General features: G+C 69.0%; 10 protein-coding genes. 4 read left to right on the top strand and 6 right to left on the bottom strand.

Annotated features, from left to right (window positions below):
• Nucleotides 1-109 precede the first annotated feature (109 nt).
• The 4 genes from ACSX1D_RS06285 to ACSX1D_RS06270 all read right to left on the bottom strand — a co-directional run bounded on the left by ACSX1D_RS06285 (nucleotide 110) and on the right by ACSX1D_RS06270 (nucleotide 4,611).
• The gene (locus ACSX1D_RS06285) at nucleotides 110-481 is read right to left on the bottom strand and encodes a RidA family protein (RefSeq protein WP_439861446.1); all 372 of its coding nucleotides are present in this window, start codon (nucleotides 479-481) and stop codon (nucleotides 110-112) included.
• Nucleotides 482-557: 76 nt separating this feature from the next.
• Nucleotides 558-2,120 carry a BCCT family transporter gene (locus ACSX1D_RS06280; RefSeq protein ID WP_439861445.1) on the bottom strand — a complete coding sequence of 521 codons (1,563 nt, stop codon included), beginning with the start codon at nucleotides 2,118-2,120 and terminating at the stop codon, nucleotides 558-560.
• A gap of 47 nt (nucleotides 2,121-2,167) precedes the next feature.
• Nucleotides 2,168-3,157, bottom strand: a complete 990-nt coding sequence (locus ACSX1D_RS06275; protein WP_439861444.1) for a membrane dipeptidase — start codon at nucleotides 3,155-3,157, stop codon at nucleotides 2,168-2,170.
• 11 nt (nucleotides 3,158-3,168) lie between these two features.
• On the bottom strand, nucleotides 3,169-4,611 hold the full coding sequence (locus ACSX1D_RS06270) for an aldehyde dehydrogenase family protein (RefSeq protein WP_439861443.1): 1,443 nt from the start codon (nucleotides 4,609-4,611) through the stop codon (nucleotides 3,169-3,171).
• Between the two features lie 93 nt (nucleotides 4,612-4,704).
• Between ACSX1D_RS06270 and ACSX1D_RS06265 the strand changes: the two genes are divergently transcribed.
• The 4 genes from ACSX1D_RS06265 (at nucleotide 4,705) to ACSX1D_RS06250 (ending at nucleotide 9,014) form a co-directional block, all read left to right on the top strand.
• Nucleotides 4,705-5,622, top strand: a complete 918-nt coding sequence (locus tag ACSX1D_RS06265; RefSeq protein WP_439861442.1) for a LysR substrate-binding domain-containing protein — start codon at nucleotides 4,705-4,707, stop codon at nucleotides 5,620-5,622.
• Nucleotides 5,623-5,783: 161 nt separating this feature from the next.
• Nucleotides 5,784-7,505 (top strand): hypothetical protein, encoded by a 1,722-nt coding sequence (locus ACSX1D_RS06260; protein WP_439861441.1) that lies wholly within the window; start codon nucleotides 5,784-5,786, stop codon nucleotides 7,503-7,505.
• The gene (locus ACSX1D_RS06255) at nucleotides 7,505-8,251 is read left to right on the top strand and encodes a DUF3726 domain-containing protein (protein WP_439861440.1); all 747 of its coding nucleotides are present in this window, start codon (nucleotides 7,505-7,507) and stop codon (nucleotides 8,249-8,251) included. Before ACSX1D_RS06260 ends, ACSX1D_RS06255 begins: the two co-directional genes overlap by 1 nt.
• 25 nt (nucleotides 8,252-8,276) lie before the next feature.
• Nucleotides 8,277-9,014: a TSUP family transporter gene (locus ACSX1D_RS06250; RefSeq protein ID WP_439861439.1), complete on the top strand. Its 738-nt coding sequence runs from the start codon at nucleotides 8,277-8,279 to the stop codon at nucleotides 9,012-9,014.
• A gap of 5 nt (nucleotides 9,015-9,019) precedes the next feature.
• On the opposite strand, the gene ACSX1D_RS06245 is transcribed toward ACSX1D_RS06250, so the two are convergent.
• Nucleotides 9,020-10,099 (bottom strand): lipocalin-like domain-containing protein, encoded by a 1,080-nt coding sequence (locus tag ACSX1D_RS06245; protein WP_439861438.1) that lies wholly within the window; start codon nucleotides 10,097-10,099, stop codon nucleotides 9,020-9,022.
• Complete coding sequence (locus ACSX1D_RS06240) at nucleotides 10,089-12,566, bottom strand: FtsX-like permease family protein (RefSeq protein WP_439861437.1); 2,478 nt, start codon at nucleotides 12,564-12,566, stop codon at nucleotides 10,089-10,091. The genes ACSX1D_RS06245 and ACSX1D_RS06240 overlap by 11 nt, the downstream gene beginning before the upstream one ends.
• Nucleotide 12,567: the final 1 nt, after the last annotated feature.

Here is a 12,567-nt window from a genome sequence, read left to right as displayed (position 1 = left end):
GGAGAAGAGACCTTGGTCGGCGCGGTCGGCCGACAAGGCGGGTGAGCGCCAAAGGCGCTCGGCGCACCCGGCGGGATCACCGCCCAGGCACGCCATGCAGATGCCGGGATCAGGCGCTGGCGTAGACCACCAGCTCCACCAGCATCTCCTCGCGGGCCAGGCCGGCGATGACCATGGCCGCTCGGTTCGGGTAGGGCGCGCTGAAATATTCGGCATACACCGCATTGACCGTGGCCAGGTAGCTGCGGTCGGTGACGTAGATCAGCACCTGGTTCACCGCGTCCAGACCCAGGCCCGCGCACGCCAGGGTGTGCTTGAGGTTGTCCAGGGTCTGGCGGGTCTGCGCCTCGATGCCGCCAGGCACCACCTGGCCCTGGACGTCGATGGGGATCTGCGCGGTGTACAGCGTGCCGTTGCCGATCACCGCCCACTCCAGCGGGGCCTTGGATGGGAACAGCTGGGTCTTCACGGCCTGTTTCATGGCGTGCTCCTGGTTCGAGAGAGGAATAAAAAAGAGGGAGGCGGCTTGCGCCACGCTCCCTCGAAAGTTGCGGGGATTAGAGCCCTTGTTCGTCGGCCATGCGCCGGGCGATCTGCGGGGCATTCCACAGCGACGGCAGCAGGATCAGCGACACCGGCACGGCGGTGATGACGATGAACGATTGCAGCGCGCTGATGCCGCCGGCCCCGATGGAGATCAGCAGCGCCGCCACCACGCCCATCATCACTCCCCAGAACACGCGGATCTCGGCGCGCGGGTGGTCGGTGCCGGTCATCACCATGGAGATGGTGTAGGTCATCGAGTCGCCGGTGGTGGTGACGAAGATCACCGTGAGGATCAAGAACAGCACCGACATCAGGTAGCCCAGGGGCAGCTGCGCGGTGATCGCCAGCAAGGCGCCGGGCAGGTTGAAGCCGGCGAAGGCCTCGGACACCGAGCCGGGGTTGCTCAGCTCGAAGGACAGGCCACTGCCGCCGACGATGGTGAACCAGAAGCAGGTGATCAGCGGCGCCACCACCGAGATGGTCAGCACCAGTTCACGCAGGGTGCGACCGCGGGAGATGCGCGCCACGAACATGGCCATCAGCGGGCCGTAGCCGAGGAACCAGCCCCAGAAGAACACCGTCCACCAGTCCAGCCAGGCCGGATCGGCGCGGAAGGTCGCCATCGGGATGAACTTGTCCAGGTAGATGCCCATGGCCTGCAGGTAGGCGTCGACGATGAAGCCGGTCGGCCCCAGCAGCAGGATGAACAGCATCAGCGCCACCGCCAGGACCACATTGATCTGGCTCAGCCACTGGATGCCGCGGGCCACCCCGGACACCGCCGAGAGGGTGTAGACCGCCACCAGTACGCCGATGATGGTGACCTGGGTGCCATAGTCGTTGCTGATGCCGAACAGTTTCTCAAGGCCGAAGCTCACCTGCAGGCCGAGGAAACCGATCGGCCCGATGGTGCCGGCGACCACCGCCAGCACGCAGCAGGCGTCGGTCAGGGCGCCGAACCAGCCGGTCATGACGCGCTCGCCGAACAGCGGATAGAGCAAGGTGCGCGGCTTGAGCGGCAGGCCCTTCTCGTAGTGCAGGTGCATCAGCACGATGCCGGTCAGGCTGCCGAGGATCGCCCAGGCCAGGAAGCCCCAGTGCATGAAACTCTGCGCCAGCGCGTTGTAGGCCGCCTGCGGGGTGCCGGTCTCGCCGCCGTGCAGCGGTGGCGGCGAGAGGAAGTGCGCCATCGGCTCGGCCGCGGCCCAGAACACGCCGCCGCCGGCCAGCAGGGTGCACATGATCACGCAGACCCAGGTGAAGGTCGGCATCTCAGGCTTGGCCAGGGCGCCGAGGCGCACCCGGCCGGTGCGGCCGAGGGCCAGGTAGATACCGATGCCGAAGGTCAGCAGCAGCAGCACCTGCCAGTAGGCGCCGAACAACTTGGTCGACCAGGCGAAGGCGCCGTTGACCCACTGGGTCATCAGTTCGATATCCCACAGGGCGAGGATGGCGAACAGCAGGACGAAGCCGCCGCTCATGAGGAACACCGGGATATCCACGCCGTGCAGCAGTTTGCTCTTCTCGCTCATCACCGGTGCTCCCGTTTGGGTAGCCGATTGGGTGCTATTCATTACAGCCTCCTGACAAGAATCTTGTACTTGTTGGTTGTTCAGGACCGTTATTGGGCAGGCTTGAGACCCTGTTCCAGAGTGTTCAGCCAGTTGAGGCCCATCACCTTGGCAGTGTCCTGCGCAGTGAAACCGCGCTGCAGCAGGCCCTGGGTGATGTGCGGGAAATCGCGGCTGTCGCCGAACCAGGAAAGCGGCTTGGGCCAGTCGGCGTTGCTCGCCGAGCCCTCGCCGTAATCGACCTGCTTCGACCAGCGGCCGCTGCGCATCCACTCCAGCACCGACTGTGGCTGGTTCTGGCACAGGTCGGTGCCGATGCCGATATGGTCGATGCCCATCAGGTCGGCGGTGCGCGCGACCATGTCGCAGAACTGATCCAGGCTGCAGTCCGAACCGTTGTGCAGGTGGAAGGGATACAGACTGAAGCCGAGCAGGCCGCCGGAGCGGCCCAGCTCGCGCAGCACGGTCTCCGACTTGTTGCGTTTGGCCGGGTGGAAGAACGCCGGGTTGGCGTGGGAGATGATGATCGGCCGGCTCGACAGCTCGATCGCCTCCAGGGTGCTGCGCTCGGCGCTGTGGGACATGTCGATGAGCATGCCGACCCGATTCATCTCGGCGATAGCCTGCTTGCCGAAGCGGGTGATGCCGCTGTCGCTGCCCTCGTAGCAACCGGTGGCCAGCAGGCTCTGGTTGTTGTAGGTCAGCTGCATGATCAGCAGGTTGAGCTGGCGGAACACCTCGATCAGGGCGATATCGTCCTCGATCGGCGAGCAGTTCTGCGCGCCGAAGAAGATGCCGACCTTGCCCTGCTCCTTGGCCCGGCGGATGTCGGCGGCGCCGGCCACCGGCATGATCAGGTCGCCGTGCTGCTCGAAGCGGCGGTTCCACTCGCCGAGGCGGCTCAGGGTCTCGCGGGCGTTCTCGTGGTACACCAGGGTCGCGTGCACGGCGCTGACGCCGCCTTCGCGTAGCTGGGTGAAGATCTCGCGGGACCAGTTGGAGTACTGCAACCCGTCGATCACGATCAGTTCGTCATGCATGGCGCACGCCCTCAGGCACGGATGTAGGTGGTCTTGACCACGGTGTAGAACTCGCGGGCGTACTGGCCCTGCTCGCGCGGGCCGAAGCTGGAGTTCTTGCGGCCGCCGAAGGGCACGTGGTAGTCGGTGCCGGCGGTCGGCAGGTTGACCATCACGCAGCCGGTCTTGGCGCGGCGCTTGAAGTCGCTGGCGACCTTCAGCGACTGGGTCATGATCCCGGCGGTGAGGCCGAAGTCGGTGTCGTTGAGGGTGGCCAGGGCCTGCTCGTAGTCATCGACCTTGATCACGCAGGCGATCGGACCGAACACCTCGTCGCGGTTGATCTGCATGTCGTTGCGGGTGTCGACGAACAGCGCCGGGCGCATGTAGAAGCCTTCGTACTCCTCTTCGATGCGCTCGCCGCCACAGGCCAGCACCGCGCCCTCGGCCTTGGCCTGCTCGATGTAGCGCAGGTTCTGCTCCAGCTGCTTGCCGTCGATCACTGCGCCGATCTGCACGCCCTCGCGCAGCGGGTAGCCGACCTTGAGCTGGCCCATGCGCTCGACCAGCCTGGCGACGAAGCGGTCGTGCACGCCGGCGGTGACGATCAGCCGCGAGGAGGCGGTGCACTTCTGCCCGGTGCCGAAGAAGGCGCCGTTCAGCGCGCAGTCCACGGCCTGTTCCAGGTCGGCGTCGTCGAGCACGATCAGGGCGTTCTTGCTGCCCATTTCCAGCTGGCAGCGGACGAAGTTGGCGGCGGTGGCCGCGGCCACCTTGCGCCCGGTCTCCACCGAGCCGGTGAAACTCAGGGCCTGGATCTTGTTGGAGTGGATCAGCGCGTCACCGACCGTGGCGCCACTGCCCATCACCAGGTTGAAGGTGCCGGCCGGCAGCCCCTGGCGGGCGATGATCTCGGTCAGCGACCAGGCACTGGCCGGCACCGCGTTGGCCGGCTTGAACACCACGGCGTTGCCGAAGGCCAGGGCCGGGGCGATCTTCCAGGCCGCGGTGGCCATGGGGAAGTTCCACGGGGTGATGATGGCGACCACGCCCACCGGCTCGCGGCGGGTCTCGATCTCCACGCCGGGGCGCACCGAATCGGCGGTCTCGCCCATCTGGCGCAGCACTTCGGCGGCGTAATAATGGAAGAACTGACCGGAGCGGTAGACTTCACCCATGCCCTCGGCGAGGGTCTTGCCCTCTTCCCGGGCCAGCTGCTCGCCCAGTTCGGCCTTGCGCTCGATCAGCTCGTCGCCGATGGCCATCAGCACCTGGTAGCGCTGTTCGAGGCCGCTCTGCTGCCACTGCGCCTGGCCGGCATGGGCCGCGGCGATGGCCTGCTCGACCTGCCCGGCATCGGCCTGGGCATACTGGCCCAGCACGTCCTGGATGTTCGCCGGGCTGATGTTGCTCACGCTGGCGGTGCCGGTGACCCATTCACCGTTGATGTAGTTGCGGAAGATATCAGTGGACATGTGCGCCTCCTCTCAAGCTGTAGCCGAATGGTAGGCGCGCTCCGAAATAAACTAAAATTAATAGTAAATATTGTTTGATAAGGAAAACTTACCATGCTGCCCGAGCTGAAGATCGCCCAACTGCGGCATTTCGTCTGGGTCGCCGAGCTCCAGGGTTTCCACGCCGCGGCGGAGAAGGCGCACCGCACCCAGCCGGCGATCTCCCTGTCGATCCGCGACCTAGAGGGCAAGCTCGGCCAGGCCCTGTTCGAGAAGCGCAATGCGCGGGCGGCGCGACCGGAGCTGACCCCCTTCGGCGTACAGTTCATGGTCTACGCCAAGGAGCTGATCGCCCACCACGACCGGGTGGTCAACGACATGAACCTGATCGCCCAGCACAAGTCCGGGCACCTGCGCATCGCTTCGGTGCCCTCGATCGCCAGCCGCCTGCTGCCGGACATCCTCGCCCGTTTCATCGGCGATGCCACCGACCTGCACGTCAGCCTGTTCGACGACAGCTCCGAGGCGGTACTGGCGATGGTGGAGAACCAGCAGGTGGACTTCGGCATCGCCAGCCTGTGGGAGGCGGACAGCGACATCCGCTTCACCCCCATCTGGGAGGACAGCATCGGCGTGGTCTGCCGCGACGACCATCGCCTGGCCGGCGAGGCGCAGCTGGGCTGGCAGCAGCTGCGCGGCGAGCGACTGATCGCCAACGGCACCTCGCGTCTGCTGGCCGGCACCGAGGCCGAGGAGTTGGTGACCGACTCGCAGTTCTATATGTCCAACATGATCTCGTTGCTGGCCATGCTCGAGGCCGGCATGGGCATCACCACCCTGCCGCGCTTCGCCTTTGCGGCGGGACATGAGCGCCTGCGCTTCATTCCCCTGAGCGATCCACTGGTCAGCCGCGACATCGGCATCGTCTGCCTGGCCAACCGCTCCCTGCCGGTGGCGGCCCAGGCGCTCTATGAATTCATCCTGCGCGAGAACGCGCTGAATCCGGCCCGGGCCGACGATGGCTCCAGCTGATCGAAACCACCATCTATATAAGTTTCACTTATCAGCTGATAGGCCGATCTGAATTGCTCAAGGCCCGGCCTTGCACCACCATCGGCGGCAGATAAAAACAATCTGCCGCACCCTGCGGGTCAAACCGCCGGGTGTGCACTGCACCAGTCGAGGGCAAGCCTATGAGCACTCCTTCCAGCATCGATGCCGCGAGCGGCGGGGCCCAGACCCTGCGCATGCGTCCAGCCCATGTGGTCATGGACCTGGAGCGTCTCGGCAGCCTGCACCAGAGCCGCCTGAGCTTCATGCGCTGCCTCGTGCGCAAGATCATGCGCGAGGGCTGGCAGATCGAGGCGCGCCGCTTCGACCTGGATGACCAGGGCTACGGCACGGTGATCTACCGTATCCAGACCAACGGCGACCGTTTCAGCTTCGTGCTGTTCTCCCAGTACCTCGACCCGGACAAGCGCAACGACCGGGTGATCGCCAGCGAGTGGGACCTGACCATGGCCCTGTGCGAGGGCGAGGTGGACGACGACTACGTCGAGTTCCTGCGCCGCAACGTGCCGCTGCAGGAAGCCGGGCGCCTGGACTCGCGGGTCATGGTGCTGTCGCGGGCCAACCGCAGCGTGCGCAACTTCGACAGCGTGGTCGAGGCGCTGAGCGCCGGCCGCCAGCCGCAAGTCGAGCAGATCGCCCGGGTCGGCTACCTCTACCGCACCACCGCGGTGTATGGCAGCGGCAAGCTGGGCATGGCCGACTGGGAGAAGGTCAGCAGCAAGCACCCGGACTTCGCCCGGCCCTTCGCCGCGGAGATGTTCAACTGCTTCATGCTGCGCAACTTCAGCCTGCAGCAGGCCGAGCACATCGCCCGCCGGCGCGCGCCGGACACCGCCGTGGCGCTGCAGCCGCAGCTCAAGCGCTACTTCGGCATCGGCAACTCCACCGGCCTGGGCATGGCGCCCTACCTGATCAACCATCCGCAGCTGGTCGGCCGCTGGATCGAGATGCGCGAGCTGGCCCTGGCCCGGGTACGCAGCCTCGGCCAGGTCACCGCAGAGCGCCTGGCACGCCTGCACGTCCTGGTCGCGCGCGGCATCTTGCACATCGAGCAGACCGTCACCGAGGACGCCTGGCAGACCGAGAACAACCGGGTGGTGCTGGAGGACTTCGCCGCCCTGCAGGACTGGCTGGCCACGGTGCGCCTGGAAAGCTGGGCGCAGCTGCTGGCCTGGGCCGAGCGCCAGCTCAGCCTGCAGGCCCAGGAGCTGCTCAACTGCATCCTGCTGGAACTCTACCCGGAGCTGGTCGACAACCTGGAGGACAGCTTCGCCCTGGTCGAGTCCCTGGAGCTGCAACCGCAGATGCCGGCCCGCGAGCTGCGCAGCCTGATCGAGCAGCACTACGCCTGGGCCCTGGCCATCGACTTCGAGGCCGAGGGCGCCACCGAGACCTTCTGGTACCGCTCCGAGGAGAAACAGGAGCCGCGCCTGGGCAACTGCAGCCTGGAGAGCGGGCGCGACAAGCAGATGCCCCTGGGCATCGGCTTCCTGGCCCAGCAGTGCCATCGTCAGCTCTGCGCCTACCTGGCCGAGCACCCCGAGCAGTGCACCGCCAGCTTCCTCCTGCGGCATCCCGAGCAGCGCGGCATCGTGCGGCGCATGCAGAGCATGGCCAAGACCCACTACGGCGAGATCCAGGCCAACCTGCTCGACCGCGACGTGCTGCCGATGCACCTGCTGCGCTGCAAGCTGGCCTTCTTCGGCGTCAGCAAGTTCGATCCGCGCTCGCGCCTGTGGGTGCGCAACACCATGTTCCAGGGCGCCCCACTGCTCGAGGACATCGGCCAGCCGTTCGAGGATGACTGGTTCCTGCCCCTGGCCCCGACCCTGGAGACGTGCTGATGCTGATTTCGTCGAATGAACTGACCGCCCTGCTCAAGCGCGTGTTCGAGGGCATGGGCTACCCGGTGGGCTACTACGAGGACGCCGCCGCCCTGGTCAAATGGCTGCAGGTGCACGGCGAGCAGGGCTTCGGCGAGCTGCAGCGGGCTTTGCCCTTCGTCGCCGACCGCGAGCGCCCGGCGCTGCAGCTGCTGGCCGAGGAGAGCCAGGCGCTGCTGTTCGACTGCCACGGCCGCAGCGCCCTGAACTGCCTGCCGAGCATCATCGAGCTGGCCGAGACCAAGGCCCTGGAACAGGGCTGCGTCAACGTCAAGGTGCGCAACTGCCACAACCGCAAGTTCGTCCTCAAGCTGCTGGTCGACTGCGCGCGCCAGGGCATCAGCGGCCTGGCCTACTGGCAGAACGGCAAGCAGCCGGTCAGCGAGCACGTCGCCAGCATCGCCGCCGGCGCCGCCTACCCGACCTATAGCGAGGCCCTGCTGGTCGACCCGGCCACGGCCGACACCCAGACCCTGACCCTGCTGCTGAGCACCCGCATCGACCTGCTCGGCCAGCTGCACGGCAACGCCAGCCAGCGCAGCGGCTACCGCCAGGTCAGCCCCGAGCAGTTCGCCCGCGCCGGCCAGGGCGCCCTGGAGGGCGGCATGGATATCTCCATCGAACTCTGGCAGCAGCTCAACCAGCTGGCCGAGGCGGTGCTGGTGGAGAACTCCGAGCAGTCGCGCAGCGGCGCCGGCGGTCGCTGAGGCCCTCGGCCCGAGTCCCGGGACCATGACCTACGCTGCCATCGACTGCCTGGCGCTGCTGATCGTGCTGGGCGGCAGCCTGGTGCAGGCCCTGCTGGGCATCGGCTTCGCCCTGCTCGCGGCGCCGCTGCTATTTCTCCTCGACCCGGGCTACGTGCCGGGGCCGATCCTGCTGCTGGGCTTCGTCCTGGCCTGCTGCATGCTGCTCGGCAAACGCCAGCCGCTGGCCTGGCGCCGGCCGCTGCCGGCCATCCTCGGGCGCCTGCCCGGGGCCTGGTGCGGCGCCCTGCTGCTCGGCCTGCTGCCCGCCGCCTGGCTCGGCCTGCTGCTGGGCGGCTGCGTGCTGCTGGCCACGCTGTCCAGCTACCGCTGGCTGGCCCTGCCATGCAGCCCGCGCAACCTCGGCATCGCCGGTTTCTGCTCGGGACTGATGGGCACCGCCACCTCGGTCGGCGGCCCGCCCATGGCCCTGGTCTACCAGGGGCGCAGCCGCGTCGCTGCCTGCGACGAACTGGCCGCCTTCTTCCTGCTGAGCACCCCGCTGTCGCTGCTGGTCCTGCTGCACCAAGGCCGCCTGCCCCTCGACCAGCTGGCCGGCGCCTTGAAGCTGGCGCCCGCGGTGCTGGCCGGCTACGGCCTGGCCCGCTGCCTGGAGGGACGCATCGACCAGCGCAGCCCACGGCAGCTGCTCCTGCTGCTGTCGTTGCTGGCCGCCGGCGGCCTAGTGCTGGTCAGCCTGTGGCGGCTACTGCGCGGCGGCTGAGCGGCCTATCGGTAGCCCGTCATCTCCAGGTAGCCCACCCCCGCGTGGCTGCCGGCGAAGCGGATCGGCCCCTCCCAGTAGGGAAAGCGGGTGGCCATCCACGCCTGCTCATGCAATGGCACGCTGTCGATGGCCAGGCCCTTGGCCGGGACACGCAGGGTCCAGGCGGTCGGCAGGCGGCGGCCGGCGACCCGGCTGTGGCTGCGCGGGACCATCTGGATATCGCCCTCGGCGAGGGCCTGGCTGCTGCCGTCGGCACTGATCCAGGTGCCGGCGCGGTAGTGCTGGCCGTCGGCGTGGCGCAACTGGAACAGCATCAGCTTGTCGCCCGAGTCGAGGTGCAGGGAAAACCAGTCCCAGCCCAGCTGATCGGGCGCCAGCGGCTGGCTGCTCCATTCGCGGTCGAGCCAGGCCCGGCCGCTGACCTGATGCCGCTGGCCGTCCAGCTCGACTTCACCGCGAACCCGCAGGAACGGCTGGCTGTAGTAGTAGGACGCCTGGCCCTGGCCGGACTTCTGGCTGTAACCGTTATCGCCGTGCAGCACCGGCTCGCGCACCGTGGACAGGCGCAGGCGATAGGCGAAGTCGCGGCCGCTGGCCTGCAGCCGCAGTTCGCCCAGATCGCCGTGCTGCGGCGACAGGCTGCGCAGCAGCCAATCGTCGATCCAGACCTGCAGCGGTGCGGAGGTCACCCCGGCCTGGCCGACGCCGCCACGGGCGAAGGTCTCGGCGAAGCGGTGACCATGGGGGCCGGTCAGCGCGGCATGGCCCATCCACAGCTGGCGGTTGCTCCAGTCCGCCGCATTGGCGCCCGACTGCAGGGCGCTGCGAAACAGCGTCCACTGCAGGCCCCAGTCGCGGCCCTGCGGATCCTTGAGGTTGGCGGTAAGGTACCACCACTCGATGCGGTAGTCCGGATGGGCCGCGTGGTCGGCGGGGAACGCCAGCACTCGTCCCGGTTCGACCCGGGCGAACGCCTCGGCGGCGCTGCCCAGTCCGGCGAAGCCCTGGGGCGACGCCGGCTCGCCCTCGCAGGCGGCCAGCAGCGACGCGGCCAGGGCCAGGCCGAGGCGTCTAGCGTTCATCGGCGAAGCTCCGCAGCAAGGCAGCCGGCGTGCTGCGCGCCAGACGCCACAGCGGCCAGGCCGCCGCCAGCAGGCTCGCCAGCAGGGCCAGGCCGAACAATTGCAGCAACTGCCAGGGAAAGACCTGCAGCGGCAGGCGCCAGCCGAAGGCCTGCACGTTGATCACCGCCACCAGCCACCAGGCCAGCAGCAGGCCCAACGGCAGCGCCAGGAACAGGGTCGCCGCGGCCAGCAGCAGGGTCTGGCCGGCGCTCAGCCAGGCCAGCCGTGCCCTCGCCACCCCCAGCGCCCAGAGTGGCGCGAGCTGGTTCAGGCGCGTCTGCCCCAGGGTCAGCAGGCTGATGAACAGCGCCACGCCGGCCACCCCCAGGGTCAGGCTGTTGAGCGCGGCGGTGGCGGCGAAGGTGCGCTCGAATACCCGCCGCGACCAGGCCTTGAGCGCAGCCTGGTCGATCAGCCGGCTGTCATCCAGGGCGAAACGCGCCTGCAGGGCCTGGATCAGCGGCGGTACCGCGTCGCTCGCCAGGCGCAGGCTGTAGCTGCGCGGCGCCAGCCCCGGCCAGTGACGCAGCAGGCCCGTCGCGTCGACCAGCGCATGCCCCTTGGGGTTGCCGTAGTCGGCGTAGATGCCCAGCACCTCCAGGCTCCAGTCGCCCCGCGGGCTGGGCAAGCTCAAGCGCGCGCCCAGGCCCAGTCCCAGGCGCCGCGCCAGTTGCTCGCTGAGCAGCAGGCCTTGGCCGGCGGCCAGGCGCTCCCAGACCGCGTCCGCGGCGCTCAACAACGGCCAGTGCACGCGGTAGTGGGGGTGCTCTTGGATGCCAGTCAGCTCGACCGGCCAGCCGTTCAGCGGCAGCTCGACCCGCCAGCTTGGCAGCACGGCCTGCACCTGTTCCTGGCGCTGCAACCAGCGTTCGATGGCCGCGCCTTGCTCTGCGTCCGTCGGCGTCAGGTACAGCTCGGCTGCCAGGCGCTGGTCAAGCCAGGAGCCGAAGGTCTGGCGAAAGCCCTCGGTCATGCTGCCGACGCCGACATTCGCCGCCAGGGCCAGCAGCAGCGCCATCAGCGCCAGGGCCAGGCCCGGCAGCTGCTGGCGACTGTCGGCGACGAACCACTGAATCAGCGCCCCGCGGCAACGCGGCAGCAGGGCCTCCAACAGCAGGTTGAGCAGCACCGGCAGGGCCAGGGCCGCCCCCAGCAGCAGCGCGGCGAGGCCAACGAAGCCGGCCTGCAGGCTGTCGCCCAGCCACAGCGCCAGCCCGGCCAGCAGCCCCAGGACGGCGGCCAGCCAAGCCTGGCGGCGCAGGCTGCGCGCCTGGGCCTGCTGCCAGGCCTGCGGCTGGGCCAGCGCCAGCACCGGCAGGCGTGCGGCGCGCAGCAAACTGGCGGCGCCGGCCAGCAGCGCGCCGAGCAGGCAGATCGCCAGCGCGCCCAACCACCAGCTCGGCGCGAGGCTGAGCTGTCCGGCTACTTCGGCGCCATACAACCCGCGCAGGCTGGCGGCGACATCCGGCAGCAGCCAGGCCGCCAGGGCGTAGCCGCTGGCCAGGCCGGCCAGGCCGCCGAGCAGGCCCAGCGCAGCCAGCTCCAGGACCAGCGCCAGCAGCAGGCCGCGCAGGCTGACCCCGCAGGCGCGCAGGCTGCGCAGCAGCGCGCGGCGCTGCTCCAGGGCCAGGCCGAAGGCGGCGTGGACGATGAACAGGCCGACGACGAAGGCCAGCAGGCCGAGGGCGCTGAGGTTGAGGTGGAAGCTGTCGGTGAGGCGCGCCAGGTCGGCCGCCGGGTCGCTGCGCCGCAGCACCAGCTGCGCGGCCAGCGCCGCCGGCAGTTGCCTGCCGGCGGCGACGAAGTCGCCATCGAGCAGCAGCCGCGACAGCCGCCCGGGCGCCTCGAGCAGGCGCTGGGCCTCGCCGATGTCCACCAGCAGCACCCCGGGCGCCAGTCCCGGCCGGATCTGCAGCGGCGGCAGGGCCCGGCCGGACGTGCTAAGCGGACGGGCACCGGGCGCCAGGCCGAGTTGCCCCAGGGTCTCGGCGGCGATCCAGGTGCGCCCCGGCGGGCCGAGAAAATTGGCCAGCTGCTCGCGGTCGCCCGCCGCGCCCGCCAGCCCCGTGCCGGCGGGCAGGGTCAGCGGCTCGATACCGATCAGCTGCAGGCGTTCCTGCTCCAGCCCGCGCAGGCGCAGAACGCCTTGCAGCAGCGGCGAGACCGGCCAGCCGGCGCGGCGCAGCGTGACGAAAGCCTGCTGGTCGAACAGCCCGCCCTGGCGTGCGACCAGGGCGTAGTGGCGATCGCCACCGAACAGCTGGCTGGCCCGGGCATAGCTGTCGCGGGCCTGACCGTTGAGCGCCTGGACCCCGGCCCACAGGCCGCACGCCAGCCACAGCCCGGTGAGCACCGCGAACAGCTGCAGCGGGTGGCGCCGCCAATGGCCGGCCAGGGCACGCAGGGTCCACCCGAGCACGGCCATC

Origin of the sequence: Pseudomonas sp. MBLB4136 (genome assembly GCF_051904765.1) — a bacterium.
GTDB lineage: Bacteria > Pseudomonadota > Gammaproteobacteria > Pseudomonadales > Pseudomonadaceae > Aquipseudomonas.
Note: the sequence above shows the minus strand (reverse complement) of the source record. Positions and strands in the feature narration are given on the sequence as shown.